The sequence below is a fragment of the Allomuricauda sp. CP2A genome (assembly GCF_001683915.1).
Taxonomy (GTDB): domain Bacteria; phylum Bacteroidota; class Bacteroidia; order Flavobacteriales; family Flavobacteriaceae; genus Flagellimonas.
Genome location: NZ_LXTT01000128.1, coordinates 1 through 26,088 on the forward strand (window position 1 = coordinate 1; position 26,088 = coordinate 26,088).

Below are 26,088 nucleotides of genomic sequence, written 5' to 3' on the forward strand. Positions count from 1 at the left end.
CCCCGCCATAGAACCACAGTGCGTTCTCGGTACATCGCATGAAGTCCTCAAGTTTCTGGCTCCGACAGGCCTCCACGTAGGTATAATGGCTGCTGCCCAACACGCACAGGTATACCTCGAGTTCCTGGATCTCTCCCGTATATTTGTCCGTTATATGGAGCTTTTTACCCGTAAAATCGATGAAGAGCTTGTCGCCCGCCTTATGGGTGAAGTGCATCACTGGCGATGTCTCTTTTGTCCATTCACGGTACCAGTACCTGAACTGGGAGAGCTTGAACCCGTCCGGGTGCTTCGCATGATACTCTTCCCAGAGCAACTGTCGCGTGACACCCGTTTTGCGGAGTTCCTTGTCAAAATAAGGGAAGTACCGCTCTAAGGTCCTCAGCTGTTCGCTCTTGGGCTTTTGGTCCGCCTTGAAGAGCCTGTGGATCTCCTCCAGGGTCATCTCCGAGACCTCGTAGGGCGTCAGCCTGTAGCACTTGAAGAACTCGATGTACTTGGCCACCGTGTTGCGGGAGATGCCAAGTTCCTTGCTGATGCGTCGCTTGCTGGCCCCCTCGCCGTACAATTTGTAAATCCTTTTTGCCTTGCGCATATCTATCTGTTTGTTCGCCATGGTCTTTTTTACAAAAGAAACCATCGCAACACTCAAATAGAATCGATCTTTTTAGTGGCTCACTTTCATCCGCCCCACTATGCTCACTTTGGTCCGCCGCGGGTGGCTCAGTTTGACCCGCCGAAGGTGGTATACTATGCCCGTTTTTTGCATTATGGCCAAAATTTCCAAATCGCCCTCTTCTTGAAGTAGGGGGAAAGCTTCATTTAGTGGAAGTTCTTTAATAGGTTCCAATCTCATAAGCAGCTTTGATAAAGCTTCTTGTGCCTCAGGCGTTTTTTTGGTTTTACTATTTTGGTATAAATAGGTGTGTATGTACTTGCGTTGTTGAGATAAAGTACAGTATATTTGCAGCTTTATTGGATAGCCCTTTTTGGCTTTCCTTCTGGTATCAATAAAAATTTCGGCTTGTAGCATAGCTTTTGAAATTTGCACAAGATTTGCACACAAATATACCTAAAACGGGTGAAATTGGGCATTTTTTGCACAAATTGAAAATAGAAATTTAAGGTTAAAATCGACTTAACTAATTGATATTCAGTATTTCGGGATGTGGCGCAGTCTGGTAGCGTACGCGCATGGGGTGCGCGTGGTCGCTGGTTCGAATCCAGTCATCCCGACGAACCATGGTTTTATGACACTAAGTAAAACCTTAATTAATTGAAAACCAGAAAATTAATTTTTTCTGGTTTTTTTTATTTCCATCTGAAACCATCGATGAGGATGTCCTATAGAGTGTCCTATTTTTGTCGGGAAAAATTCCCTAAATTGTACTTCCGTAATTGATTTTTCGTGTGATTTGACTTTCGCTTAATCCAAAGTTTAACTTAAAGCGAGAACACATGAATACCTCTAACGCCTTCAGTATCAGTTTTTGGCTGAAAAAATCAGGAAGAAAAAAAGATGGACGTTTTCCAATTTATGTCCGAATCAGATGTAAAGGAAAAAATGCAGATCTCAGTGTCCATCGATCAACTTTTGAAGAACGATGGTGTCCTATTTTGGGAAAAATGGACCATAGGGCCAGTGAATCCGTTGTTGTCAACAAATATTTGGACGACGTCCGGGCAAAATTACTGGAATGCCATCGACAACTCTGTGCGGAGAGCAACTTTATAACGGCACAATCCATCAAGCTTAGATATCTGGGGAAGGACAAGGTGATGCTCACCCTATTGGACCTTTTGGAGTATAACCGAACCTATGAGTTGCCCAAACTGGCCAAAGGGACAGTCAAGAACTATTCTTCTACAGAGACCTACCTGAAACGTTTCATTGCCAAAAAATATCGGGTGCCCGATATTGGGTTGGCCTCCATTGACTATGCCTTTTTGATTGAATTTGAAAACTTCCTGCGGAACTGCGAACCCATCAAGTCGTTCCAAACATTGAACAACAATGGCATCATGAAACATATGCTACGGTTCAAGAAATTGGTGACCATGGCCTATAAATTTGATTGCATCCCCAAGAATCCCTTCAACCTCTATAAAGTGAAAATGGAGGATTATGACAGTGCTTTTCTGGAAGAGGAGGAAATCTTGGCACTGGGCCAATTGAAATTCGAGGAAAAGGGGATGGAACTGGTCCGCGATATTTTCCTTTTTGCATGCTATACTGGACTGAGCTACATTGAGATCAAACTTCTCAAACCCAACGGTATCGTATCCGGCATCGATGGGGAACTATGGATCGATGTAAAGCGCCAAAAGACCAAGACCGAAGTCAAGGTCCCCCTATTGACCAAAGCCAAGAAAATCTTGGAGAAGTATGCGGATTTTCCCAAAAATGAAGATATTGTTCTTCCTGTGTACTCAAATCAAAAGGTGAACCAATACCTAAAGATCATTGCACAAAGGGCAAATATTGATAAGCACCTAACGTTCCATGTGGCCAGACATACCTTTGCAACAACAATCACCCTTATGAACGACGTACCCATAGAGACCGTTTCCAAGCTCTTGGGGCATACCAAGCTTTCCACGACCCAAAAGTATGCAAGGGTGGTGGAAAAGAAAATCAGTAAGGACATGGCCCAATTGAAAAACATATTGGATGAGAGCAGCCATAAAATTCAAGATAACAGTGGGGTTCCCAATTTGAGAATTGTACGGTAGAGCTGTAGGGGTATTGTTATTTCTATTTAGAATACCTTTTTAGGAAAGCAGTTTTTGCTGATTTTCGGGTTGTTTTATGCGCAATATCGAATGCAGTTCGACTTCAACATATAAGACAGGACACTTAGTTTCAAGGGGTCAAAAGTCAGCTGTCGCGGAAAGGGACTCTACTTCAACGCTACTTTAACATTTGAGTCCTGTTTCTGGGCTATTTGAGAACAATTGGAATCAAAATGAACTAGGCTGAATTAAACCTATCTCTCAAGCCGGTCAGCTTGTTGATTAAATCTTTAAAGCTTTCCGTTTTACCATAGAACATGCTCTCTTTCATCTCCGCATAATCTTCTTCCCATTCCGCCATAACTTCTTCAGGTGGAATGAAATTCAAAGTTTCATAACCATGCTTTGAATAATCGATCCAAGATATTCGTGCATATACTTCTCGGTGTGCCACAATTTTGTCGTACAATGCTTTGTCCTTTATTGCCGATTCCCCAAATCCTGTATCCATCATTCTGGATACATCATATAAATGCCTTGTCATTCGATGACCTCTTATTGGTCCCCGTTCTTTTGGTTTCTGAAATTCCTCATGCAATAGGAACAGTTTTTCCAAAAATGTGCGTTGAGGCAAAACTGTGGGTATATTAACGGCTTTATCAGCAAAGGATAGGCCTCTGTACATTTCCCCAATAAACGATATAACTTCTCTATTTTCAAAGGGTCCCCGAAGTGACCTGGAGCTTATTTCAACCAGTATTCTTGGTTCTAAATAGGGAACCTTGTCGACCAATGACTTATAGCGGATTTCAATGGCCAAGGGATCAGTATCTGATTCTTCAAAATCGCGGACATGGATGGTAAAATCCTTGATGCCCATTTCATGAAGCTTATCCTCTAAATCTTGCGGCAGTATCTCGCTCACAAACTTGCATGATGCCTTTCTAAGTTTTTTAACCTGTTTTCGGGAAAGATCTCCCTCAAATTCAAAAAAGGATTTATCCATACCCAGATCTATGTCCTCCGAAAAGCGCTCAATAAGTCTCCATGCTTTGCTCAAGGATGTACCTCCTTTGAAAACCAGGTGGTTTGAATATTTGGTTTCGAATAGGGTGCGAAGGACAGCGACCACCCACCAATCCTTTTCTATGGCCGCCTGTGAAAGGCCTTTTAAAATACTTGTTTGAACAATCACTTCTCTTCTGTCCTGTTCGGATAAATCAAACCATTCCTTCATGTCGGTTCCCTTTTTGATAGTGAATTTTGCATAATTTCAGAAATCCAAACAGGAGCTAGTTTCATATCATGAACTATTGATTCTCTGTCAACCTTTTGGAGTATCATATTTATTTTTTCCAAGGTTTTGTCATCTATATTGTGTTTGCCCAATTGGCGCAGGGCTTGCATGATAAGGATATTGGTCTCACTCTTGACGGCTAGAATTTTAGGGGAAGCCTTTTTAAACTTTATTGTATTTTCCCCAACGGATATGGTACGGGAAGTTCCGTCCGTTAAGTAAACTAAATTCAAAGGTACCTGTGTGGAAAGCCCCAGTTGGTTGAGTGCCTGAATCCCAGTGGGAATAATTCTGGCCTTATCCCTTTTAGAGATTGCTTTGGCAATTTCTTCCAAAGACGGATATAACGTCCCAAGTAGCTTGTGTTCTTTGGGATATAGATAAATGCCTTGGGCCAATCGGATCAAAAAACCTTTGTCCTCTAACCTTTTCAATGCTTGCCTTATCGCTTCAGATGTACCGAATTTGGAAAAGTTTTTCGGGAAAAAAATTTTTCCACGCTTATGGTTCGAAATTGAATTTTTTATAAGTTTTTCAGTGGGTATGGGCATTTTGTCACTTATTTTCCGTCACAAATTTAGTAAAAAAATGTGACGAATAAATTTTTGGGGAGACAAGAGTGAAAATCACAAAAGATGGAGGGTGTAAACCTAGTGCTGTTGGTCTTGACCAACAGCACTAGGCAAATTTTCCACATGGTAAACATCGGTGTTCATGAGCTATTTTGATATTTCAAGTGAATTGTGAACACCGATGTTTACCATGTAGTGAAGTTAGTTTTTTCCAGGAAGAAAGTCAATGGGGTAGGGGCTTTGTCGACGGTGTGTTATAAACAAATTAATGAACAGTGTGCTCTTGGGCCAAAATTCTTAAACTTGTCTATATGCATGGTAAGGGCAACCATTGGGTTCCCAAGGAGCGCTTTTGAAACCATTATAAATCACATCAGGTACCAACGCTTGAATTTTGCCTTATAACTTTTATTTTCTTACCAATATTCCCGAAAGTTAAGCTCGCACTATTTTCTCGGACAAGGGACGGCATAAAACCGTTCCGATGGTCACTGTTTATTCCGTTTCCTTGCCGCTCCAAAATTTTGTCTTCCGCTTGGTTTCCGCTCAAATATTGTTTAACCAAAAATCCAAAAAATCATGGAAACACAAACAAAACAAAGAGCGACAAGCAAAAGGAATGCGGACCAATCATCAAAAGCAGAGCGACCCACACCGCAGAAGGAACGGAACTCTGTTCCACAGATCCAGATGTTGGAAATCGGTTTGGTTTCGCCAGATCCGACACAACCCAGAAAAACCTTGGATGAACAAAGTCTCAATCATTTGGCACAGAGTATTGCCGAGCATGGTGTATTGCAGCCCATCACTGTGAGAAAATCTGATGACGGCTATATCATCATCATGGGTGAAAGGCGATTTCGAGCCAGTAAATTGGCAGGATTGCCTACTATTCCAGCCATGATAAGGGAATATGCGGGCTCTGAAATTTTGGAAGTCCAGATCATCGAAAACCTCCAAAGGAAAGATGTGGAACCTACTGAGGAGGCCGAGGCCATCCAATTTTTGTTGGACCGTTACGAACCCGTTGAGATTGCCAAACGTCTCGGGCGTTCGGAGAACTATGTCCGCCAGCGTATCAAATTGGCCGGTTTGATCGAGGGATTCAAGGCCTTTGTCCGAAATGGGGAAATGACCTTGTCCTTGGGAGTCGCAGTGGCACTTTTTGAGCCCGGCGAACAACAGATGTTATTGGAAAGCCTGGAAGGGAAATTTCAGGAACATCGGATTAAACGGATGATCGAGAGCCGAACCTTTGACCTGACCAAGGCCGGCTTTGATGTGACAGATAAGACCTTATTGCCCAAAGCAGGGGCATGTGTTGCCTGCCCTTTCAACGCTGCCAACCAAGGCAACTTGTTCGGGGAAGGGAAGATGGTCTGTACCCGGACCTCCTGTTTTGAGAACAAAAAGACAAAGACCTTTTTGCAACTCCTGAAAAGAGTAAAAAAGGAAGGATTGAAACTGGTGCCCAACATCAACAAATATTGGGTGGACGAGGAACGCAACCAGTGGGTCATGGCCCAAATGGAAAAAGAAGGTCTAGAAGTACATTTGACCAATGAATTCGAAATTTTAAAGGAGCCTGTTGAGCCTACCATGAAAAGCATTAAAGAAGAGCACCGGCACTATGAATACACCGAGGAAGAATTGGCTGAATTCCTTGACGAAGCTTTGGAATCCTTCACCGAGGAAAAGGAGGCATGGGACAAGGCCGTGGAAAATGGATTTGAAAAGGGTATTCTACTGGAAACGGATACCTACTTGACACAGTCCATTTTTGTAAAGGTCAGGGAAGAAACCAATAATGGAAGTTCAGGTGCCAAGTCCTTGGAGAAACGGAAGATGGCTGAATGTTCCCCAGAGGAACAGATCATCAAGATTCATACACGGGAACTTAGGAAAAAACAGATCGAGAACAACCACCAGTTCAAGGAAGTGGTGGATATGATCCGGGAAACGGATTACATCAATAGGAACAAACCTTTGACCACGGATGAAATGGTGGCCATCTCCATCTCACTGTTTGAGAACAACATTGGATATTATAGTCAAAGGGAACATTTTGAGGGGTTCATTGGGGAGGATTCCAAATTGTCCCGAGAGGAGCTGGTGGCCCGGTTCAAACAAAACTTCAAGAAAGAGACCTTCTATAAACTGATACGGTTTTTGTTGACCCGACAGGTACACCTTGGGGAAAGCAACCATACCAATGACCTGACCAACCAATCCTTCTATGTGGCGATGCTATCCTTTTACAAAAAAAAGATCTCGGCCATTGAAGAAACATATGCAGAAAGTCGTCAAAAGCGTGAAGCACGGATCAAGGAAAGGATTATAGTTCTGGAACGGCAGGCCAAGGCAATTGAGGATTAACAAAGATTGATGGAAGGGGCCTGTCACCAGGCCTCTTTTTTTTTTGGACATCCATTGTTTATCTACATCGTTATGTAAGCTATAATGTCCAACTGATTATTGTGCTCCCAGGGTTCTACTGAATGGACCAAGGTAATGGGATAGCTTCCTTTATCCCTTCCCTTAATTAAACCTATGGTTCCATTATGGGCATGGACACCAAAAAAAGAGTGGGGAACATGTTTTTTATCTAGGGTATTACTTTTAAAATTCTTTTTTGCCAAACTCACTATCAATGAACCGCGATTTGTTCTTAGCGTTACTGAAGGAATAGGATAGACTTGGGATAATTATGTCCACCACAATGATATATTTGATGGTGGTAAAAAATTCCCCTTCCCCAAAGGTCGTGAAAGCTACTCTTTGCTGCCCAAAAGCAAAAGATTGATATTTTGCCACCGCAAGGTGGTGCTCAGGCGATTGTCCAAAAAGGTCTTTCGAAACGTTAGGTCGAGGGAATTTGGTTTAAAAATAAACGGGACAAGAGCATACTATCCTTTTTTATCTGCCGTTGGGTAAATATGGAATTACATGTAAGAAAGAGATTTTGTTCCATTTGTTTAATGGGATTGCTTGGTATTTTGGGTCTTGGCTGCAGTGCCGACTCGGGACAAGCGGATGATGGAAATGGATTGAACGACACAATGGATGTTTCACAGAACCGTAAGTCCGTCGGGGATTCGGCCGCAGATCTGTTGGATGGTTCCCGTTTTCCAGCACTGCACCTTGAAATATTCTATGTGGAAGGTCTAAAGCCCAGTGCAACAACCTTGGACAATTTTGAGTCCTTCTTGATGGAACGGCTCCATAAACCCGATGGGGTTACCATTGCGCTTACAGAGATTTCATCCCCAGGGCAGGCCGTTTATTCCATTACGGATATCAGGAACTTGGAGGATGATATACGTACAGCCTATAACCAAGAGGGTATCCTAAAGGTTTTTGGCCTTTTTATTGATGGGGAATATTCCGAGAACACGGAAAACGGTTCCGTATTGGGGGTAGCCTACAGGAACACCTCCTTTGTCATCTTTGCGGATACCATCCGGGAATTTAGCGGACAACCCTTGGCCCCGAGCACTGCGGTTCTGGAGACCACGGTCCTTGACCATGAGTTTGGACATCTATTGGGATTGGTAAATGCCGGTACCCCATTGCAAAGTACGCATCAGGATGAGCCACACGGAAAGCATTGTACCACTGAGGATTGTCTGATGTATTGGACAGCGGAAACCGGTGAGGGGCTCATCAATATGATCAGTGGCGGCACCATTCCAGGATTGGATGCCGCCTGTTTGGCAGATTTACAGGCCAATGGTGGCAAATAAAACCTTTGACAATAAAAAAAGCCCCGTTCTGGGGCTTTTCTTGTTATAATCGATGGGATTGCCTATAGCGAAGCGGTCCCGGTCACGGTGACATTGGCGCTCAACTGTAGGGCCGATGTGATATTGATGGCCCCCAGGTCGAGACCTGTGGTGGACTCCACTTCCAATTGTGAGTTGAAATAAAACTCAGTACCATCTTGGGTATAGGAAGCAAAGATGAGTTCATACTCCCCTTCGGCCAAAAAGTTAAGGCTATAGGAGTTGTTGATTCCGCCCACTTCAGCACTGGTCACGGCATTGGCGAACCTGATACTGCTCTCACCCTGGCCCTGGGTCTCCACTTCGGCATTGTATGTGCCCTTTTCATAGGCATACACCACAATTTTATCGGAAGTATCTTGGGAATCGTTGACCGTACCCGAAATCTCTCCCGTCGCTTCTTTGTTTACGGTCCGAATACCTGCGGAAAGCTCTGAAAGCGTCACGAAATCAAAGTCTGATTCCAAGGTCCCCTGTTCTTCCTTTATGGTCTTTCGCAGGTCGAAATCGATGATGATCTCATTGGTATTGGTGGCAAAGACCTCGAAACTATCAGTGATATTGATGGACTGTGAGGTCGACGCGATCTTGTCCTTGGTCCCATCGGCCATTTCCACATAACATCCCGGGGCATTGCCATCCATATCGGAATCATAGTCCAGTACAAGTTCCAAATTGGAATAGGTTCCCGCTTCCATGTCAAGATTGCCCAAAGTTTTGGTCTGCCCGTTGACCAAGGCCGAAAGGTCAAAAGTGGTCTTGGAGAACCCCTCAATGGAGTTTCCGTCCACCTTTACATCGGAGACCGTGATGAACACAGCTTCCACGTTCGCATTGTCAATGGGTGCATCGGTCATTTTAAGGGTTGTTTGATAAGATTCCTTCTCTACATTGTCATTTTCATTGTTGTCACTACAGGATACTATCAAAAGCATTGTTCCAAAGATAATTCCCAAGTTTTTCAAAAGGGTCTTCATAAAAATTAAGATTTAAGGATTTATTATTTGTTTCAGTAATATAACAATTGGCATACGTCAAACCCTACTTGGGTCAAACAGGCCCAATACAATGCCGACTTCATGGAATGATGGTTCGGACTCCCTACGATAGGGCTCACAGATGATACGGCATACTTAGAAACACATTGGATTTTTTTGATTAAAGAGGTCAAGGGTCCTGGTCCGTATACGTAGAACAATGGTTCTGATATTTTAAATCAATGAAGGTTCGATCATTTACGTTTTTCGATTGGATTGTTCAAACAACAAGCGGGAAAGTGAACCTTGAAATTTGGGACAAAAACATGATTCTGGGAATCTTGTTTTCAGTAATGGCTTAATCGGTTTCCCGCTCAGTTTAAAGGATGGTCGTTTTGTAAAGCGAACTTTTTAAGGAACAAGTGAATTGTCCAATGTCCCCACTATTTTCTGGACCAGATTAAAATTGCGTTCTCCTTAAAATTCGTGCTGTATAGGTATTCCCCGTCGAATTGCACATCCGTTGGATACTTGATGCTTTCGGTCAAGACTTGCCGCAATGATCCATCAAAGTTGTAAATCAACACCCGGCCATTTTCTTGGTCGGTAATTGCGAACTCCCTTCCCCCCATTGCAATACCGGAAGCGACGTTCATTTTTTCATTTCCACCAATGGTTTTTAGGTGTGTTCCATCGAACCCGAAGACCTGTATTCTGCTGTTGTACGCATCGGCCACATATATCCTGTTATCCTTCATCTTTACGTCTATCGGATAGTACAGCTCCCCATCTTTGTGCCCCTGCCTACCAATAGTGAAGCATTCATTCGGTGTCTGTACGATGATTCGGTGGTTATAAAAATCGGCTACAAGAACTGTATCTCCGTAAATGGAAACCCCTGCTGGGGCCTGTGGTCTTTTGGATAGTTTCAAAGGCCATCTTTTGTCATCTCTATATTGCCAGATGGTGTCCGTCAAAAATTCGGGAATAAACAGGGTGCCATTGTCAGTATGGATGTTCATTGGTCGCTGGATACCAGTAATCGAATCCAACAGCTCTCCGTCCCGGTCGATCTTGTAAAGCCTAAAATAATCAGGATCGGAAAACCATATCGCATCACCATCTTTGGCCAAAGCCAAGGGTCGGGCTTTCTCGGGCAGCATGATCTTCCGTTCGAACTGCCATTGTTTCTCGGGCTGCTCACAACTTGACATAAGGGACAGTAAAAAAACAACCTGAATAATATGTGCGGGTCTAATATTCATATCCATAGTTTACTATCGTAAGTATTAAAACCAGAAATGTAACGGTCCAAAGCGTCCACGAATTAATGTGGTGCTTTTGTCCATGGTTTTGACAAGGACCTGCATTCCCACATTTCCTTTCATTTTTGATGTTTTTAAAATGGGCGAACCCAAGCGTTCCTGCCGAAATAGTGGTCAGATAGGGCTGCACGGGATGTACCCATTCAAAATTCCCACCCAAGAAACCCAGTCCCGCCACGACCGACAACAAGGTCGGGGCCAAACAGCACATTACCGGAAGAAGGGCCGCTACCAAGCTGGTGCCCAATACCATTTTGAGAATTACTTTCATAAGGCCTATTCTATTTTGGACAGTATGATCTCCCATTGGTCCGAGAGATTATCATCATCTTCATCCTGTACCGTGCCACTTAGCGTTGTCCTGCCCACCGCCAATTTTTGAACCAATTCGATTGATGTATCCTGCGATACCGCAAACCGTTCGTTATCGGTCTCGATGTACCATTGGCCATCCTCTTTCGTTGCGTTACCCATTAGAACCACTTCGGCTTTCTTTGCCGAAAAACCGTTCTTTTTGACCTCTTCCTGAATGCTACGTAAGGTAAGGTCATTTTTTTCGGCCAATCCCAAATACGCTTTTCCATCGTTCAGGCTGACGCGAACCTCCTGAAGCCCGTCCATCTTTTTCAACCCGCGTTCCAATCCATAGGCACAGGGCGCGCAGTCCATTCCATAGACTTCTTGGTCAACCCTGGCGATTTGGCCGCTTATCGTGCCTATTCCAAGAATACCGATCAGGGCCATCATTTTGATGTTTTTCATTATATGTGCTTTTTAATTTATACTGTGTTTACAACCAATAACTTAAATTTACGGCAATCCGATACCTTTCTTTTACCCAACCGGGTGTCAAATCCTGTACTACTGGAACCATCGCACCAAAGGATATGCCCCAAGCACCGTAAAGTCCTAGGAAAGAAGGTCCCACCAAAACCTTTGTACTGCGCGTATCGCTCAAATCCAGTTGTCCATCAATTTTATTGACTCCAGGGAATTCGGCCAATGATTCGATAAAGATGCGCCAATCGGGTTTTGGGTAATCACCCAAAAAGATATTGGGCCGGTACCCCACAACGGCACTCGCATAGGGCAGGTCGCCCAATCGTTCGTCATCTCTTTCAAAATAATATTGGTAACCGCCACCGATCCATGCATACCAAGTGCGTGAGGCATAGCCCGTGGAAATGGCTGCATGTATAGCGTTGCCGACATTGACCTGTCCCCTGACATTATCGGTAGGAGTGGAAACACCCACGATGGCAGTGGACTCAAACCGCTTTCCCACACCAAAGGCGTTCGAGAAAAAACGGTACCAAAGGGAAGCCTCGATATCCCCATTGGCGGGCATATTGCTATTGCCCCGTGTCCTTGGCGTCTCGCCCAACCGTTCTATCAGTGTGGGCGTGGTAAGGTTTACCTGTAGATCTTCTGTAATGCCATAGGAAAATAGGTAGCGCAACATATAGGAGGTTTCGGTTTCTGTGCCTAGGCTCATCCCGGCCACGTTCAAATCCACACCGCCTTTGGCAAGGGTCGGTGTCTGTAGCCCATAGAGGGGGCCGTGGCCCTGGGCCATCACCGATCCTGATATGGCCAATAGCAATATCAATTTGACATAGCGAATGTTCAGGGATATTCTGCAAATCATATGCAAACACTTTTCAATTATGACTGCCCAATTCCTGCTTCCACCAATTCCATTTCGGTAATGGCCGAATCCTTACAGCATTCCAAGAGCTCACCGTTCACGACCACAGCAGGCACTTTCTTGATGCCGTATTCATCCAACTTATCAAGACAGGTCTTGTCCTCACATAGCCTGACCAGATCATAGGTCGTTACCTCACATGTATCGCAGGCCAGTTCCTTTATCTTTTTGACCACGGGGTCACAGACCGGACAATTGGCCGTAAATACTTCTACTTGACGTTTCATGTTTCTGTTTTTTAAATAGTTTAAAATTTCCTGTACGCGACATGGAATTCAAACAATGCATCAAAGGTAGAATGGTGGGTAGGGTGGTCTCCAAATAAAATTTCAAAAAAAAAAGCCCGCATCGTGCAGGCCATCCAATCGGTAGTGATTATGGGGAGGTCAAGCATTTTTGTAGTTTTCGAGTTTGGCCTTGAGCGCATCTATTTCCTTCATCTTTTCCGTTAGGCTGTCCAATTCCAAATCTGGAAATTGCTTTCGTATAAATTCGATACGTTCTTCATTGCCGCAATTTCCTGGACAGGCCTCGACAGTCTCGGATATCTTGATGGCGAGGGTCTTTCGATAGGTCTCATCGAGGAGCAGGTGATGTGCCTTGTCCAAGGCGTTCTTCACTGCTTTGAACTGTACCAAAATCTTCTCGGGGTCGGAACTTTCGTCCAATAACCTGACCAAACCGTTTACCTGTCCATTGATGCTTTGAAGTCTCGTTTTGATGTCCTGGCTTAAATCTTTTGGTATCATAATTTATATTTTATCTGCAATATATGGTTGTGAAAAGGGTGGTCTACCACTATTCTCGTCAACAACAGGAAGATTTATTCTGTATGGGTGGACAGGCGACAGAGCCATAGGAACAAAAAACACAGCAATCGCCTTCTTTAGGTCGAATTACTTCGTGACAGTTTTTACATTCATAAAAGTACTGGCAAGCATCGGTTGGCATTTCTTCCTCTTCTTGGTACCCACATTTGGGACAGGTAATGGTAGATAATATTTTTGTATCCATATTATTCGGAAACGTTATAGCCCGTATTGTTGATGGCCTTTATGATTCGTTGCTCCGTAACTTTGGTACGGTCATATTTAACTGTAGTATTGCTTTTTTCATAGCTTGCTTTTACTGAAACGATACCGTCCAATTTGTTGACCTCGCTCTCAATGTGGTTTTCGCAGCCGGAACAGGTCATTCCTTCCACTGTAAAGGTTATATCTACCATGTTGTCCTGCTGCACATATATGATTTCCTTGGTCGGTTGGGCATAAAAAAGCCCTGAGAAATATGGAAATGCCAGCATCAGTCCCGCAAAGAGGGTAACAAATAGCAGGAACCTTTTTGATTGTAGAAAGGAAGGTTTTACATCATTTTCACAGGCACAATCAATTTCTTGCTGCGATTTTGACTTTAGCTTCTGGTACCAGGCAAATCCAAGTACCAATACGGTCAGGCCTATAAAAAATGGTCTGAAAGCTTCCAGCCATGCAAAGGTAGATGCCATTCCGCTGGTGCCCGCAATCAATGCAAGCACAGGTGTGATGCAGCATAATGAAGCTGTGATCGCTGTAAAAACTCCAGTGAACATTGCTGAATATGATGATTTTTCTATGTTCATTCTATGCAACTTTTTTGTTTTCCTGAAGCCTGCTGAAGATGCCTTCCAACACCTCGCTTTGGCCTTTTACCAGTGAGTAATACAAGGTTTGACCTTCCCGTCTGGAGGTAATTAGACCAGCATCCTTCATCTTACGGATATGCTGCGAAATTGCGGGTACGGTCATTTCCAGTATATCTGAAAAATCACAAGGGCAGAGCTCACCTTCCTTGTTCAGCAGGAAAAGAATCTTCAATCTGGTCTCATTTCCTGCTAGGGCCAGTACCTTACCAATAGTGTTGATTGAATTCGAACTCATCCGTAGTGTCTCGCGACAGCGCATCAACTGCTTTTGGTCCGCCTCGGCGCGGGTGCAACTTAATTCAAGGGCCATGATAAAAATTTTATTAAAGATAAGGTTATATCATTATATAAGCAAATGCTTAAATAAATTGTGTTTTTTTATGACCGGTTTATGGAACGACTGGCTTATCCTTCAAGGAAGCATCCCATTACAGGTCAACTTGCCCCTTTTGAATAGGACTTTTATACATCCGACGTGGCCTTTAGTACTGCCCGCTACATAAATTGAATCTTTTAGGCCACCATTTTGTACTATGATTAAGACCGTTTATTACGGTCAGTTGGACACCTGTCCATTACAAGGAACGTTTGCTTGTTCCACTTGCCAACTGTACTTTGTTTCGTGTTGCATGGCAGTTGTAGAGGCTTGTTCCAGAAGTGATTTATTTTTTCGGTTATATGAGCGTTCTTGGATACTTTGATTTTTTCCAGACGAATTGGGATTGGGACGTGCTCTGGTAAAGCCATAGCCTTTTGGGGCGTTGGAATGGATTGGAAATTTCCTGTCTTGAATTTTGGATGGTCCGGATTGCCCCATTTGATCATCCCTTGAAATTTGAAATGGAATGCTCTTGGTTCCACACACTAAATCTTCAATAGGTCCTTTCCGAATTTTGCAATGCAGTTGCACCAAAGTTCTGTTATCTTTGCAAAGTGAAATTTTTTACCGTCATATTATCCATCTACGTATTGGCACTCAATGTGGTTCCTTGCAGTGATGCGGGTAACGTAACAGAAGACTCCCAAGGTGTTTATCTGGTTCAATTTGATGGTGAACACAGCGAGAATTGTGAACTATGCTCACCATTTTGCCACTGCCATTGCTGCCATGTGCACACGGTGGATTTTGGTATAGCTCGATTCCAGCCGCTTCAAGAGACTTACCTTGAAGATGATTTCACCCATTTTGAAGGATTGGGCAAGGAATTTACCGACCCACTATTTCAACCTCCACAGGTTTAATTCAGTTTTACAGGATAGCTATATCCGATTATGAGGTTTATGGACTTTGAACTTTTCAAAGACCTGTTCCCTCATACTTGCAACCCTATTGCATTGGTTCAACTGAATTAAAACACATTTTATATGATCAACAGAATCATTGATTTTTCAATCAATAACAAATTTATTATAGGTCTGCTGACCCTCGCATTGATTGGTGCGGGCGTTTATAGCATGACCCAAGTTCCCATCGATGCCGTACCGGATATCACCAATAATCAAGTACAGGTCATCACCCAATCACCTAATCTGGGAACAGAGGATATTGAACAATTCGTGACCTATCCCGTGGAAGTTGCGATGAGCAACCTGCCCAATGTCAAGGAAATCCGCTCTGTTTCCCGTTTTGGGCTTTCTGTGGTGACCATTGTATTTGACGATGAGGTGGGCACTTATTTGCCCAGACAACTTGTAGCCGAAAAACTGCCCGAGGTTCAGGAACAGATCCCTTCTGGCTTTGGCAAACCCGTTATGGGGCCAATTTCAACGGGATTGGGCGAAATCTACCAATATACCCTTGAAGTAGATGATGAACATCAAGGTGAATATTCGGCAACGGAACTGCGAACGATGCAGGACTGGATTGTACGGAGACAGATGGCCATGGTACCCGGCGTGGTCGAGGTAAACGCCTTTGGCGGAAACAAAAAGCAATACGAAGTGGCGGTTGACCCGGACGAACTTCGCGCCATTGGTATAACCATTACAGAAGTGTTCTCGGCCCTAGAGAACAACAACCAGAATACAGGTGGGGCCTACATCGAGCGTAACCACCAAGCCAACTTCATTCGTGGTGAAGGGCTGGCCAGGACCATATCGGATATTGAAAACATGGTGGTCAAGGCCGTTAATGGCATTCCCATCAAAGTGAAGGATATAGGTAAGGTAAGCATGGGAAGTGCAGTACGCTATGGTGCGCTTACCAAAGATGGAAAGGGTGAAGCTGTGGGCGGAATGATCTTGATGCTCAAAGGGGCAAATTCCAACGAGGTGATCGAGAACGTGACCCGACGTGTGGAACAGATACAACGGTCCCTTCCTGAAGGAGTGTCCATCAAACCTTTCCTTGACCGCAGCGAATTGATCGCCGAGACAACAGGCACGGTAACGGGGAACCTTTTGGAAGGTGGGCTTATCGTGATCTTCGTGTTGGCCTTGTTATTGGGAAATTGGCGTGGCGGACTCATTGTGGCTTCGACCATACCCTTATCCCTATTGTTTGCCTTTATTCTGATGAATGTTTTTGACGTATGGGCAAACTTGATGAGCTTGGGGGCAATCGATTTTGGAATCATTGTGGATGGTGCGGTGATCATCGTAGAGGGCACCGTTTTTTTAATGTACTCCTATGTGGTCAAAAAGAATGGCGTTAGTGCGGAAACACGGGATGACATCGCCGCCAAGGCCTCCAAAAAAATGATGAACGCCGCTTTCTTTGGCCAGCTGATCATTCTAATCGTGTTCCTGCCCATTTTAGCCTTGGAGGGCGTCGAAGGGAAAATGTTCCGGCCCATGGCCCTCACCTTCATTTTCGCCATGATCGGGGCCATGCTATTGTGTCTTACCTATGTGCCCATGGTTTCGGCATTGTTCCTACGGCCGCCAAAATCCAAAAAACAATCCTATGGCGATAGGTTCGTGCATTGGATTGAGCAGAAATATGAACCGTTGTTGACCAAATCACTTTCCAAGGCCAAAATGGTCGTAAGCATTGCCCTTGGCCTTTTTGCCATTGCCATTTTCGCCTTTACGAGAATGGGCGGTGAGTTTATCCCGCAATTGGACGAAGGTGATATTGCCTTTCACGCGATCTTGAAACCCGGCAGTTCCCTGTCGGAAACCATCGAAACCACGACAAAGATTGAACGTATCGTGAAGGCCGAATTTCCCGAAGCGGAAACCGTTCTCAGCCGTATCGGTGTCGCCGATGTACCAACGGACCCGATGCCCATGGATATCGCCGATGTCTTCGTTATCCTCAAACCAACGGATGAATGGACATCTGCAGAAAGCAAGGATGAATTGGTGGAAAAAATGAAGGAGGCCATCAGTATCGTTCCCGGTGTGAATTTTGAGTTTACCCAACCTATAGAAATGCGCTTCAACGAACTACTTACGGGTGTTCGTGAGGATGTGGCCATTAAATTGTTCGGGGAAGACCTCGGCATATTGGCAAGCAAGGCCGAGGAAATGGGGGAAATCATTGCCACCGTTCCCGGTGTGGCAGATATGAAAGTTGAGGCCACGGACGGCCTGCCACAAATCACCATTGACTATAACCGCAATAAATTGGCACAGTACGGTCTAAAGATCGAACAGCTCAATAAAGTGGTACAGGCCGCCTTTGCAGGAGGAAAGGCGGGCGTAATCTTCGAGGGTGAAAAACGGTTTGACCTGGTCGTAAGACTTCAAAAGGAAAACCGGCAAGGCATCGAGGACATCCAGAACCTGTTCATCAACCTGCCCAATGGTTTGCAAATCCCATTACGGGAAATTGCCGAGGTAAGTTATGAACCCGGCCCGATGCAGATAAGCCGTGACAATACCAATAGGCGGACCTATGTGGGCATCAATATTCGCGACCGTGATGTAAAATCCGTTGTAGAGGATATCCAAGAAAAATTGGATGCCCAGTTTGACCTGCCCACAGGATATTACATTCGGTATGGTGGTGCTTTCGAAAATCTGGAACGCGCCAGCAATAGATTGCAAACTGTTGTCCCTATTGCCTTGTTCCTGATTTTCATATTGATTTATTTTGCGCTAAAGTCCTTTCCACAGACCTTGATGATCTACCTCGCCATCCCGATGGCCACCATTGGCGGTGTGTTCGCCCTCTGGTTAAGGGATATGCCCTTTAGTATTTCCGCGGGGGTCGGCTTTATCGTGCTTTTTGGCGTGGCCGTTCTGAACGGACTCGTCATGATAAGTGGTCTCAATGAACTGAAGGAAGAAGGCGTGACCAATCTTAAAGGTAGAATTATAGAAGGCACCAAAAGACGGATTCGTCCCATTATGCTCACGGCCTTTACGGATATTTTAGGGTTTCTTCCCATGGCCGTTTCGGCTTCGGCCGGGGCAGAGGTACAGCGACCTTTGGCCACCGTGGTCGTTGGTGGCTTGATAACTTCGACCCTCTTGACCCTCTTTATCCTACCCATCTTTTACCAATGGGTCGAGGGACGTTCGGAACGGATGAGGAAACCCGACCCGAAATGGGTTACCCCTGTGGTCATGGTCCTTCTTTTGTTCGCCACCGCACTGCCTGCCAAAATGCATGCGCAAGAAGGTTTTGAAAATGCACGGCAGATCCAGCCTAAAGATTCACTGCCCGCTATTTCATTGGAAGAGGCGGTGGAAGTTTCCAGGAAAAACTACCCGCTGTTGAAAGCGAAACAATGGGAGGTCCAAAAACAAACCGCCCTAAAAGGTATGGCTTACGACCTTGGCAATACCCAAGTCTTCACAGGTGGCGAAGAAATTGCGGACGGACAAGGAATTTATACCTTGGTTGGGGTTGGACAACAGAATATCGACCTGTTGGGCATCAGTGCAAAAAGGCGTTTGCAGAGACAACGCATCGCTTTGGCCGAGACAGCTCTTGACCTTTCCGAACTGCAAGTGGAACAGGAGGTCAAAAAGGCTTGGTCAGAAGCCTATCGACAACGACAGAAATTTGAACTGTACCGTGAACTGGATTCCATTTATTCACAATTTAAAAAAGCAATAGAACTCAACTTCAAGGTAGAGGCCATTTCCCGGCTGGAATATTCATCGGCCACAAATCAGGCCTTACAAATCAACAATCAACTGCAACAGGCCGAAAGTGATTATGCCATCGCCCTGCAAAAGCTCAATCTTTGGTTGGTTTCGGACATCTACTATTCCGTTCCAGAAAAGCTTGATGAAAGTTCGGTAACGGTTTTGGGATGGGACGGGGATTTGGGAAAACACCCAGCGCTGGAACTTTCACAAAGGAGCATCGAGGAGGCCGAGGCGACATACGATGCGGCACGTGCCGACCTGCTGCCTAAGTTCAACCTTCAGGGCGGACTGCAACAGGTCAATGGCAATAGCGGGTTCTACACCTATCAAGCCGGCATTTCGGTTCCTTTGTTTTCAGGTGGACAGCGTAGTCAAGCCAAGGCCGCCAAAATTGAAAGTGAAATCGCAAAGACCAATGCAGATTATACCAAACGCCAGCTGCAATCCGAATATCGGCAGGCGGTGCAAGCCTATCGGAAATGGAGCGCATCGTGGCAATTTTATAGGGACAAGGCCTTGCCGCTTGCCCAAGAGCAGCGCAGGGGAGCGTTGTTGGCCTACGTGGAGGGTGCGGTGGACTATGCAGCGTTCACACAGATTATTCGGGATGCCATAAACACGGAAATGGATGCACTTGACGCTCTTGACAACTATCTAGAATCAGTATTTGAATTACAATATTTTAAACAATAGACAAATGAACAATCTTTTTAAATATAGCGTTATCGGGCTCGTGACGATGCTCTTGGTTCTTACTTCCTGTGGGAATTCCAAAGCCGATACTGAGGAAGCAAAGCAAAAAAATCCTGAAGTGGGTGAAATGCACAAAGAAGGTGAAGCCAAAGAAGCCATGCTAACGGAAACGCAATTCCGCAACCTTAACATGAAAATCGATACCGTTGCCCCACGTGTTATGAAGCAATATGTGGAGGCCAATGGCCAACTGGAGGTCCCACCACAGAACGAAGCGACCATTACTACCGTCGTGGGTGCCAATGTGGTGTCCATAGAGGTCATTGAAGGCGACAAAGTAAGCAAAGGTCAAACGGTTGCCTATCTGTCCCACCCCAATATCATCCAGAAACAGACCGATTTCCTGAACGCCTACAGTAACAGCCAGTTTCTTAAGAAGGAATTTGAAAGACAAAAAACCCTGTATGATGCCGGGGTGGGCAGCGGGGCCAACTTTCAAAAGGCCGAAGCGGAATACCGGGCCTCCCAAAGCCTAGCAAAAGGATTGGAAGCACAGTTGGAACAATTGAACATTAGTGCATCCGGGGTCAGAAACGGTACGATTTACCAACGGGTGGCATTGCGAAGTCCCATTGAGGGATTTGTCCAAAAAGTAGCGGTCAAAACCGGGCAGTACGTAGAACCGCAGACCGACCTATTTGAAATCGTTGACACCCATCACGTCCATGCCGATTTAATGGTGTTTGAAAAGGATGTGTACAAAGTAAAGGTAGGCCAGCAAGTATCCTTCAATGTGCAATCCATTCCCGGAAAGGAACTTACTGCGAAAATTTATTCCGTAGGGAAAACTTTCGAGCAAAATCCCAAAGCGATACACGTCCATGCTGAAATCGAGAACAAGGAAGGGCAGCTGATTCCAGGGATGTATGTTGAAGGACGGATTGAAATCCAAAAATCCGAGACCGTTGCGGTGCCTGAAAGTGCAATAAGTTCAAACGAAGGAAAGAAGTATATTTTTAAAGCGGAGCGTGAAGGCAATGACTGGAGCTTCAAACCTGTCGAAATTAACACAGGCCCAAATGACGGGGATTGGGTCGCCATCGATTTTGTAGATTCCGTTGGGCCATATACTACATTTGCATACAACAATGCCTACTATTTAATGGCCCAAATGAAAAAAGGGGATGCGGGACATAGCCATTGATAAAATTACAATATGATGACAGAAATTGAAAAAACATTGGAAAACAAAGGTGTACGCCCAACGGCGATGCGTATTTTGATCTATAAATATTTGGCTGAAAAGGAAGTGGCCATTGCCCTGACCGATATGGAGAACGCTTTCTCAAAAGCGGACAGAACCACATTGTACCGGACCCTGAAGACCTTTGAGGAAAAACGCATTGTGCACCAAATAGATGATGGCACCAATATTTCAAAGTATGCCCTGTGCGAACCAGGTTGCAATTGTGAAATGGAACAAGATCTGCACCTGCACTTTCATTGCGATAACTGTGATGAAACGGTCTGTCTCACTGAGCATAAGATTCCCCATATCAATCTACCTGATGGGTATGTGGCAGAAAATGCCAATTTGGTCATTAAGGGAATCTGCGACAAATGCAGCGGTCAATAAATGCACTTCCGTTGCACGAAACTAATTACGACCTTACCGTCTATGAAAAAGAAAAAAGTAAAACTACGTGATCTAGGTTCAAAGGAACGCCAGGGCGAAAGTGGCCATAACCATGGTGGTCCTGAAGGTGTATCTAAATTCAAGACCTATTTACCGGCCATTTTCAGTTTTGTAATGCTCATCATCGGCATTGCAGTGGACTATTTTGATGCTTTCCCGTTTTTCAAGGGCTGGATAAGGATTATATGGTACACCCTTGCCTATTTGCCTGTTGGTTTCCCTGTCATCAGAGAAGGTTGGAACAGTATAAAGCATGGTGATTTCTTTACTGAATTTTTCCTGATGTCCATTGCCACTCTAGGGGCCTTTGCCATAGGCGAATACCCAGAGGGCGTGGCCGTAATGTTGTTTTACGCCGTGGGCGAACTGTTCCAAAATGCAGCAGTCAATCGGGCAAAGGGAAATATTAAGGCCCTTTTGGATGCGCGACCGGACGAAGCTTTGGTGCTTCGTAACGGGAATTTCGTTACCGTAAATCCCCAAACCGTCGAGATTGGCGAAAGGATACAAGTACGTGTGGGGGAGAAAATCCCCTTGGACGGCATTCTCTTATCCGAAAGAGCTTCTCTCAATACGGCGGCAATTACTGGCGAAAGTAAGCCCGATACGATAAATAGAGACGAAAAAGTCTATGCCGGAAGTATTAATCTCGAGGGTGTTATCGATGTAGAAACCTCCAAAGAATTCAAGGATAGTTCCATCACTCGAATCTTGGATATGGTACAAAACGCTACAGCCAGAAAATCAAAGACAGAACTGTTCATCAGAAAATTTGCAAGAATTTATACGCCCATTGTAGTTTTCCTTGCCATTGGATTAACGTTCTTGCCCTACTTTTTTCTAAATGACTATGTATTTAAGGATTGGCTTTATCGCGCTTTAATATTCCTTGTCGTTTCCTGTCCCTGTGCCTTGGTCATTTCCATTCCGCTCGGCTATTTTGGTGGTCTGGGAGCGGCATCCCGAAATGGGATTCTTTTCAAAGGTGCATCTTTTTTGGAAGCAATCACCAAAGTGAACACGGTAGTGATGGACAAAACGGGAACCGTTACCAAAGGGGTTTTTAAAATCAAGGAGATCAAGACCGCGCAATTTGAGGAAGCCAAGTTTATGAAATACCTGATGGCCATGGAGGAACAATCTACCCATCCCATAGCAAAAGCAATTTTGGAATACAAAGCCGAAGGCACGGATATAAAGGCAACCGATGTATCGGAAGTTGCAGGAAAGGGATTAAGGGGAACGGTCAATGGGAAAACAGTGCTGGTGGGCAATAAAGCCCTAATGGCCTCAAACAACATTGATGTACCTTCAGAAACCGATGATATTGTAGATTCTATTGTAATGTTGGCCATTGATGAAAAATTTGCAGGCTATGTTACCATTGCAGATGAACTCAAGGAAGATGCCCATCAAGCCATCCAACAAATCAGGGATGCCGGGATTTCGAAAATCATAATGCTTTCGGGTGACAAAGATTCCATAACGCAACAAGTCTCGAAAAAGTTGAACTTTGATTGGGCAAAGGGCGGCCTGTTGCCAGAAGATAAGCTCGGCGAAGTCGAAGAACTCAAAAAACAATCAGACACCAAAGTGGCCTTTATGGGCGATGGCATTAATGATGCGCCCGTTCTGGCCATCAGCGATGTGGGCATTGCCATGGGAGGCTTGGGTAGTGATGTGGCCATTGAAACAGCAGATGTCATCATTCAGACCGACCAACCGAGCAAGATGGCACGAGCCATTAAAATAGGACGCTCCACCCGAAAGATAGTTTGGCAAAATATTGGGCTCGCTTTTGGCGTGAAGGCATTTGTGCTCATCCTTGGAGCGGGAGGCCTAGCCACGATGTGGGAAGCAGTTTTTGCTGATGTGGGGGTTGCCTTATTGGCAATATTGAATGCTGTTCGACTTCAGCGGATGAAGTGGAACACTTAGTTTCAAAGAGGAACCATTTTTTGGGCTAACTTATATTTCAGCCGTTGTTGGCAGCCCCATGGTTCGCCAAGACCTTCAATAAAATTGTACATGAGAGGCTTCGCAGGTTGTGTCACCCAAACAACTGTCCGTGTATTGGAGGGGACTTCAGGAAGGTTAGGGGTCTGATTCTTCGAGAAACGGCGACAGGACTTATGAGACAATATGAAAGCTTCCGGGCATAAAAAACCGTATCCGAACAATTACGAAATGCTTATCACTGTAGATGAAAAATAATCCGGTCGTAGGGTAACTCCAATACGTTTGTTCCCTTATTGTCGTAATGTTTGATGAAACTTCATTTGGTCAAAACGGAAGCCGTCCAAACGGATCTTTGGTGCGCCCTTCCTTAGCAAACCCTTCTTGGGGCTTTGCCGGGAAAGGCCGCAAATCCGTCCGTCCGCCCAACAAATTTTAAGGGGTCCATAATAAAAGAAGCCCTCGTTGTTTTTCGGGGCATCGAAAAACAGGGCAGTGCCCAAGGACTTCCTATCAGGACACCATCGCCTGCACTCGCTTAACTTCCCGTACGCTCCCTTGCCAATGGGTCGGATGGAATTCCTAAGGCCCTTATCGAACCTGTCAAGGCCAAGGCAGGTTTTGTCCATAAATAGGGTTTCCACTTCCTTGAAAACCTTAAGGTTTTGCTACGTCGCGGAGCCTCCCGATTTCAGTCCAAAAGCCTTGACAGAACCCCCTTCTTTTATTGTGCTACGCACGTAAGAAGCAAACAAACGCCCCTTAAAATTTGGGAAACAAAAACCAAAAAAATAAAGGGGAAATTTTTAACCCTGTTTGCTGATTTATCCATACTGGAAGATAGCAGGCCTTTAAAACTTTTTATCATGAGTACATTGAGAAACAAAGTGCAACTTATTGGAAACGTGGGGCAAGACCCTACCATCACAGACCTTGACAAAGGCAAACGTGTGGCACGGTTCACCATGGCCACCAACGAACATTACAAGAACTCCGAAGGGGAACGGGTGACCAATACCGAATGGCACACCATCATCGCATGGGGGAAATTAGCCGACATCATCGAAGGCTTCGTGACTAAAGGAAAGGAAGTTGCCATCGAAGGGAAATTGACCTCCCGATCCTATGAGGACAAAGAGGGTACTAAAAAGTATGTGACCGAAGTGGTGGCCAGTGAGATCCTGCTCTTGGGTGGTGGTGATAACAATAGCACCGAGTAAAATGGATAGGGGGTGTCCAGTCTTTGGGCATCCCTTTCTTTTTTCATCCTTAACACATTTGAAATGGAACACCGTGTCAATGAAATACAGATCAGTTATCGGGAAAAGCTCAGTACCCTGAAATCCCTGTCCGTGACGAACTCCAATGAGGTGGCGAATCTATTGTTCAAAAATTGGGACAACAAGACCATAGGCCTGCACGAGACCTTTAAGATCGTGCTGCTCAACCAGTCCAACAAGGTAAAGGGTATCTATCCACTATCCCATGGGGGCATCACAGGTACCTTGGTAGATCTGCGCATCCTTTTTGCCATTACGCTAAAGACCCTTTCCGTGGGGATCATCCTCGCCCATAACCATCCTTCTGGACAACTCAAGGCCAGTTATCAGGACAAACAATTGACCCAAAAGATCAAAGAGGCGGCACAGCTTTTTGACGTTAAGATTTTGGATCATCTTATCCTAGCGCCCGATGGTAGGTATTACAGTTTTGCCGATAATGGAATTCTTTAATCCAATGGTCATGGAAGCGAATACAGCGAATACAGAAATGACGGAATTTGAAAAATGGTTGGAAGAACAATATGACCCAAGGTATTACCCCGATGGGTTCGATCCAAGCCTATATGATCTGTGAGCAATGAACTATCAAAGTTTTGAATAATGGTCTATTTGAACTTTACCAACCTTGATAGCGAGACCCAGGAACGTTTGCTTTCCGTATCCAAAGAAGATGTGGAAAGCCGTTCCGGGACAGAATTGCGCCAATTTGCAGAAACCCACGATAAGGACTATGATATCCTCTTGGAAGATGCCTGCCCTGAGCGGAGTCGAAGGGAAGCTTTGCGAAACCTATACCATTATGATTTCGTATTCAATATGTGAACCCTTAAACCCACCATCCAAGCCCATCCATCACGATGGGCTTTTTTTATGGGTTCATGGTTGGTTTTTAGGTGGGTCGAACACCCAAAAACCAATTTGGGAAATTCTTGTTTGCAAAGTATTGGGCAACCCCAAAGAATACCTATCCCTTATTTGACCGCAAGTTAGCCCTTCAAAAATGTTCCCATCAAAAGACTACGGCATAAACCGTTCGTACCTCACTCCTTATTCCGTTTCCTTTTGAGCTGAAATTTTTGGGAAGTGCGGGGATGCCCTCAAATAATCGATAATTTAAAATCATGTATTATGAAAGCAATTGTAAAAAAGTCATTGGAAATCCCTGCAAAGAAACATCCAAAGAAAAGCGTTGTCAAAAAGACAGCGGATGCCACGGTGGACAAAACCTACTCCCTGGTGGTCAATCTCTGGATATTTCGGTATGAGTATTACAGGGAACAGACCAATACTGTTCCATCGGAGGACTGACGGGAACAAGACCCTTGAAAAAGGGTCTTTT

General features: G+C 44.8%; 27 protein-coding genes, 1 tRNA gene and 1 pseudogene. 13 read left to right on the forward strand and 16 right to left on the reverse strand.

Translation table 11 applies throughout. The features are described 5' to 3' along the window. Both A7D14_RS14540 and A7D14_RS19875 read right to left on the reverse strand, forming a co-directional pair. Positions 1–595: pseudogene (locus A7D14_RS14540) on the reverse strand (IS21 family transposase); the annotation flags it as partial. Positions 596–667: 72 nt separating this feature from the next. Further along, positions 668–856: a hypothetical protein gene (locus tag A7D14_RS19875; RefSeq protein WP_141673418.1), complete on the reverse strand. Its 189-nt coding sequence runs from the start codon at positions 854–856 to the stop codon at positions 668–670. A gap of 306 nt (positions 857–1,162) precedes the next feature. Here A7D14_RS19875 and A7D14_RS14550 point away from each other — a divergent pair. Both A7D14_RS14550 and A7D14_RS14555 read left to right on the forward strand, forming a co-directional pair. Continuing rightward, positions 1,163–1,236: transfer RNA gene (locus tag A7D14_RS14550), tRNA-Pro, on the forward strand. A gap of 222 nt (positions 1,237–1,458) precedes the next feature. Next, on the forward strand, positions 1,459–2,733 hold the full coding sequence (locus A7D14_RS14555; protein ID WP_067036128.1) for a site-specific integrase: 1,275 nt from the start codon (positions 1,459–1,461) through the stop codon (positions 2,731–2,733). Between the two features lie 238 nt (positions 2,734–2,971). Here the strand turns inward: A7D14_RS14555 and A7D14_RS14560 are convergent, their stop codons facing one another. Together A7D14_RS14560 and A7D14_RS14565 are read right to left on the reverse strand one after the other, a co-directional pair. Beyond that, positions 2,972–3,970: a nucleotidyl transferase AbiEii/AbiGii toxin family protein gene (locus A7D14_RS14560; protein WP_067036131.1), complete on the reverse strand. Its 999-nt coding sequence runs from the start codon at positions 3,968–3,970 to the stop codon at positions 2,972–2,974. After that, complete coding sequence (locus tag A7D14_RS14565; protein ID WP_067036133.1) at positions 3,967–4,581, reverse strand: DUF6088 family protein; 615 nt, start codon at positions 4,579–4,581, stop codon at positions 3,967–3,969. The genes A7D14_RS14560 and A7D14_RS14565 overlap by 4 nt, the downstream gene beginning before the upstream one ends. A gap of 600 nt (positions 4,582–5,181) precedes the next feature. On the opposite strand from A7D14_RS14565, the gene A7D14_RS14575 reads away from it, so the two are divergent. Beyond that, positions 5,182–6,978, forward strand: a complete 1,797-nt coding sequence (locus A7D14_RS14575; RefSeq protein ID WP_067036141.1) for a ParB/RepB/Spo0J family partition protein — start codon at positions 5,182–5,184, stop codon at positions 6,976–6,978. 243 nt (positions 6,979–7,221) lie between these two features. On the opposite strand, the gene A7D14_RS14585 is transcribed toward A7D14_RS14575, so the two are convergent. After that, on the reverse strand, positions 7,222–7,416 hold the full coding sequence (locus A7D14_RS14585; protein ID WP_067036146.1) for a hypothetical protein: 195 nt from the start codon (positions 7,414–7,416) through the stop codon (positions 7,222–7,224). 122 nt (positions 7,417–7,538) lie between these two features. On the opposite strand from A7D14_RS14585, the gene A7D14_RS14590 reads away from it, so the two are divergent. Then, the gene (locus A7D14_RS14590; RefSeq protein ID WP_234414757.1) at positions 7,539–8,345 is read left to right on the forward strand and encodes a membrane metalloprotease; all 807 of its coding nucleotides are present in this window, start codon (positions 7,539–7,541) and stop codon (positions 8,343–8,345) included. A gap of 62 nt (positions 8,346–8,407) precedes the next feature. On the opposite strand, the gene A7D14_RS14595 is transcribed toward A7D14_RS14590, so the two are convergent. The 11 genes from A7D14_RS14595 to A7D14_RS14640 all read right to left on the reverse strand — a co-directional run bounded on the left by A7D14_RS14595 (position 8,408) and on the right by A7D14_RS14640 (position 14,985). Further along, a complete protein-coding gene (locus A7D14_RS14595) occupies positions 8,408–9,361 on the reverse strand; it encodes a DUF4382 domain-containing protein (protein ID WP_067036152.1) in 954 nt (317 codons plus the stop codon). Positions 9,362–9,804: 443 nt separating this feature from the next. Further along, positions 9,805–10,626, reverse strand: a complete 822-nt coding sequence (locus A7D14_RS14600) for an NHL repeat-containing protein (RefSeq protein WP_067036222.1) — start codon at positions 10,624–10,626, stop codon at positions 9,805–9,807. After that, positions 10,616–10,957 (reverse strand): hypothetical protein, encoded by a 342-nt coding sequence (locus tag A7D14_RS14605; protein ID WP_067036155.1) that lies wholly within the window; start codon positions 10,955–10,957, stop codon positions 10,616–10,618. The genes A7D14_RS14600 and A7D14_RS14605 overlap by 11 nt, the downstream gene beginning before the upstream one ends. Before the next feature lie 5 nt (positions 10,958–10,962). Beyond that, positions 10,963–11,448: a heavy-metal-associated domain-containing protein gene (locus A7D14_RS14610; protein ID WP_067036158.1), complete on the reverse strand. Its 486-nt coding sequence runs from the start codon at positions 11,446–11,448 to the stop codon at positions 10,963–10,965. Between the two features lie 28 nt (positions 11,449–11,476). Then, a complete protein-coding gene (locus A7D14_RS14615; protein WP_067036161.1) occupies positions 11,477–12,334 on the reverse strand; it encodes a hypothetical protein in 858 nt (285 codons plus the stop codon). A gap of 17 nt (positions 12,335–12,351) precedes the next feature. After that, the gene (locus A7D14_RS14620) at positions 12,352–12,621 is read right to left on the reverse strand and encodes a thioredoxin family protein (RefSeq protein ID WP_067036165.1); all 270 of its coding nucleotides are present in this window, start codon (positions 12,619–12,621) and stop codon (positions 12,352–12,354) included. A gap of 159 nt (positions 12,622–12,780) precedes the next feature. Continuing rightward, complete coding sequence (locus A7D14_RS14625) at positions 12,781–13,143, reverse strand: metal-sensing transcriptional repressor (protein WP_067036168.1); 363 nt, start codon at positions 13,141–13,143, stop codon at positions 12,781–12,783. Between the two features lie 58 nt (positions 13,144–13,201). Beyond that, positions 13,202–13,408: a GDCCVxC domain-containing (seleno)protein gene (locus A7D14_RS20450; protein ID WP_072882309.1), complete on the reverse strand. Its 207-nt coding sequence runs from the start codon at positions 13,406–13,408 to the stop codon at positions 13,202–13,204. A 1-nt stretch (position 13,409) separates the two neighbouring features. Next, on the reverse strand, positions 13,410–14,012 hold the full coding sequence (merTP, locus tag A7D14_RS14630) for a mercuric transport protein MerTP (protein ID WP_083158116.1): 603 nt from the start codon (positions 14,010–14,012) through the stop codon (positions 13,410–13,412). A gap of 1 nt (position 14,013) precedes the next feature. Then, a complete protein-coding gene (locus A7D14_RS14635) occupies positions 14,014–14,385 on the reverse strand; it encodes an ArsR/SmtB family transcription factor (protein ID WP_067036171.1) in 372 nt (123 codons plus the stop codon). A 246-nt stretch (positions 14,386–14,631) separates the two neighbouring features. Next, complete coding sequence (locus A7D14_RS14640) at positions 14,632–14,985, reverse strand: hypothetical protein (protein ID WP_141673419.1); 354 nt, start codon at positions 14,983–14,985, stop codon at positions 14,632–14,634. Between the two features lie 23 nt (positions 14,986–15,008). On the opposite strand from A7D14_RS14640, the gene A7D14_RS14645 reads away from it, so the two are divergent. The 9 genes from A7D14_RS14645 to A7D14_RS14695 all read left to right on the forward strand — a co-directional run bounded on the left by A7D14_RS14645 (position 15,009) and on the right by A7D14_RS14695 (position 26,057). Continuing rightward, on the forward strand, positions 15,009–15,317 hold the full coding sequence (locus tag A7D14_RS14645; RefSeq protein WP_067036178.1) for a DUF6660 family protein: 309 nt from the start codon (positions 15,009–15,011) through the stop codon (positions 15,315–15,317). A 123-nt stretch (positions 15,318–15,440) separates the two neighbouring features. Then, positions 15,441–19,814 carry a CusA/CzcA family heavy metal efflux RND transporter gene (locus A7D14_RS14650; RefSeq protein ID WP_067036181.1) on the forward strand — a complete coding sequence of 1,458 codons (4,374 nt, stop codon included), beginning with the start codon at positions 15,441–15,443 and terminating at the stop codon, positions 19,812–19,814. A gap of 4 nt (positions 19,815–19,818) precedes the next feature. Continuing rightward, positions 19,819–21,018 carry an efflux RND transporter periplasmic adaptor subunit gene (locus A7D14_RS14655; RefSeq protein WP_067036184.1) on the forward strand — a complete coding sequence of 400 codons (1,200 nt, stop codon included), beginning with the start codon at positions 19,819–19,821 and terminating at the stop codon, positions 21,016–21,018. Between the two features lie 15 nt (positions 21,019–21,033). After that, complete coding sequence (locus A7D14_RS14660; RefSeq protein ID WP_067036187.1) at positions 21,034–21,450, forward strand: Fur family transcriptional regulator; 417 nt, start codon at positions 21,034–21,036, stop codon at positions 21,448–21,450. Positions 21,451–21,492: 42 nt separating this feature from the next. Then, a complete protein-coding gene (locus tag A7D14_RS14665; RefSeq protein ID WP_067036191.1) occupies positions 21,493–23,448 on the forward strand; it encodes a heavy metal translocating P-type ATPase in 1,956 nt (651 codons plus the stop codon). An 884-nt stretch (positions 23,449–24,332) separates the two neighbouring features. Continuing rightward, on the forward strand, positions 24,333–24,686 hold the full coding sequence (locus A7D14_RS14675; RefSeq protein ID WP_067036229.1) for a single-stranded DNA-binding protein: 354 nt from the start codon (positions 24,333–24,335) through the stop codon (positions 24,684–24,686). A gap of 63 nt (positions 24,687–24,749) precedes the next feature. Next, complete coding sequence (locus A7D14_RS14680) at positions 24,750–25,199, forward strand: JAB domain-containing protein (protein ID WP_067036194.1); 450 nt, start codon at positions 24,750–24,752, stop codon at positions 25,197–25,199. Positions 25,200–25,349: 150 nt separating this feature from the next. Continuing rightward, entirely contained in the window at positions 25,350–25,571 is a 222-nt protein-coding gene (locus A7D14_RS14685; protein ID WP_067036197.1) for a hypothetical protein, read from the forward strand. A 306-nt stretch (positions 25,572–25,877) separates the two neighbouring features. Next, a complete protein-coding gene (locus A7D14_RS14695; protein WP_067036202.1) occupies positions 25,878–26,057 on the forward strand; it encodes a hypothetical protein in 180 nt (59 codons plus the stop codon). Positions 26,058–26,088: the final 31 nt, after the last annotated feature.

Coding starts and splice junctions, on each gene's coding strand:
- A7D14_RS19875 (WP_141673418.1), bottom strand. CDS start 856: ATGAGATTGGAACCTATTAAAGAACTTCCACTAAATGAAGCTTTCCCC.
- A7D14_RS14555 (WP_067036128.1), top strand. CDS start 1,459: ATGAATACCTCTAACGCCTTCAGTATCAGTTTTTGGCTGAAAAAATCA.
- A7D14_RS14560 (WP_067036131.1), bottom strand. CDS start 3,970: ATGAAGGAATGGTTTGATTTATCCGAACAGGACAGAAGAGAAGTGATT.
- A7D14_RS14565 (WP_067036133.1), bottom strand. CDS start 4,581: ATGCCCATACCCACTGAAAAACTTATAAAAAATTCAATTTCGAACCAT.
- A7D14_RS14575 (WP_067036141.1), top strand. CDS start 5,182: ATGGAAACACAAACAAAACAAAGAGCGACAAGCAAAAGGAATGCGGAC.
- A7D14_RS14590 (WP_234414757.1), top strand. CDS start 7,539: ATGGAATTACATGTAAGAAAGAGATTTTGTTCCATTTGTTTAATGGGA.
- A7D14_RS14595 (WP_067036152.1), bottom strand. CDS start 9,361: ATGAAGACCCTTTTGAAAAACTTGGGAATTATCTTTGGAACAATGCTT.
- A7D14_RS14600 (WP_067036222.1), bottom strand. CDS start 10,626: ATGAATATTAGACCCGCACATATTATTCAGGTTGTTTTTTTACTGTCC.
- A7D14_RS14605 (WP_067036155.1), bottom strand. CDS start 10,957: ATGAAAGTAATTCTCAAAATGGTATTGGGCACCAGCTTGGTAGCGGCC.
- A7D14_RS14610 (WP_067036158.1), bottom strand. CDS start 11,448: ATGAAAAACATCAAAATGATGGCCCTGATCGGTATTCTTGGAATAGGC.
- A7D14_RS14615 (WP_067036161.1), bottom strand. CDS start 12,334: ATGATTTGCAGAATATCCCTGAACATTCGCTATGTCAAATTGATATTG.
- A7D14_RS14620 (WP_067036165.1), bottom strand. CDS start 12,621: ATGAAACGTCAAGTAGAAGTATTTACGGCCAATTGTCCGGTCTGTGAC.
- A7D14_RS14625 (WP_067036168.1), bottom strand. CDS start 13,143: ATGATACCAAAAGATTTAAGCCAGGACATCAAAACGAGACTTCAAAGC.
- A7D14_RS20450 (WP_072882309.1), bottom strand. CDS start 13,408: ATGGATACAAAAATATTATCTACCATTACCTGTCCCAAATGTGGGTAC.
- merTP (WP_083158116.1), bottom strand. CDS start 14,012: ATGAACATAGAAAAATCATCATATTCAGCAATGTTCACTGGAGTTTTT.
- A7D14_RS14635 (WP_067036171.1), bottom strand. CDS start 14,385: ATGGCCCTTGAATTAAGTTGCACCCGCGCCGAGGCGGACCAAAAGCAG.
- A7D14_RS14650 (WP_067036181.1), top strand. CDS start 15,441: ATGATCAACAGAATCATTGATTTTTCAATCAATAACAAATTTATTATA.
- A7D14_RS14655 (WP_067036184.1), top strand. CDS start 19,819: ATGAACAATCTTTTTAAATATAGCGTTATCGGGCTCGTGACGATGCTC.
- A7D14_RS14660 (WP_067036187.1), top strand. CDS start 21,034: ATGACAGAAATTGAAAAAACATTGGAAAACAAAGGTGTACGCCCAACG.
- A7D14_RS14665 (WP_067036191.1), top strand. CDS start 21,493: ATGAAAAAGAAAAAAGTAAAACTACGTGATCTAGGTTCAAAGGAACGC.
- A7D14_RS14675 (WP_067036229.1), top strand. CDS start 24,333: ATGAGTACATTGAGAAACAAAGTGCAACTTATTGGAAACGTGGGGCAA.
- A7D14_RS14680 (WP_067036194.1), top strand. CDS start 24,750: ATGGAACACCGTGTCAATGAAATACAGATCAGTTATCGGGAAAAGCTC.
- A7D14_RS14685 (WP_067036197.1), top strand. CDS start 25,350: ATGGTCTATTTGAACTTTACCAACCTTGATAGCGAGACCCAGGAACGT.
- A7D14_RS14695 (WP_067036202.1), top strand. CDS start 25,878: ATGAAAGCAATTGTAAAAAAGTCATTGGAAATCCCTGCAAAGAAACAT.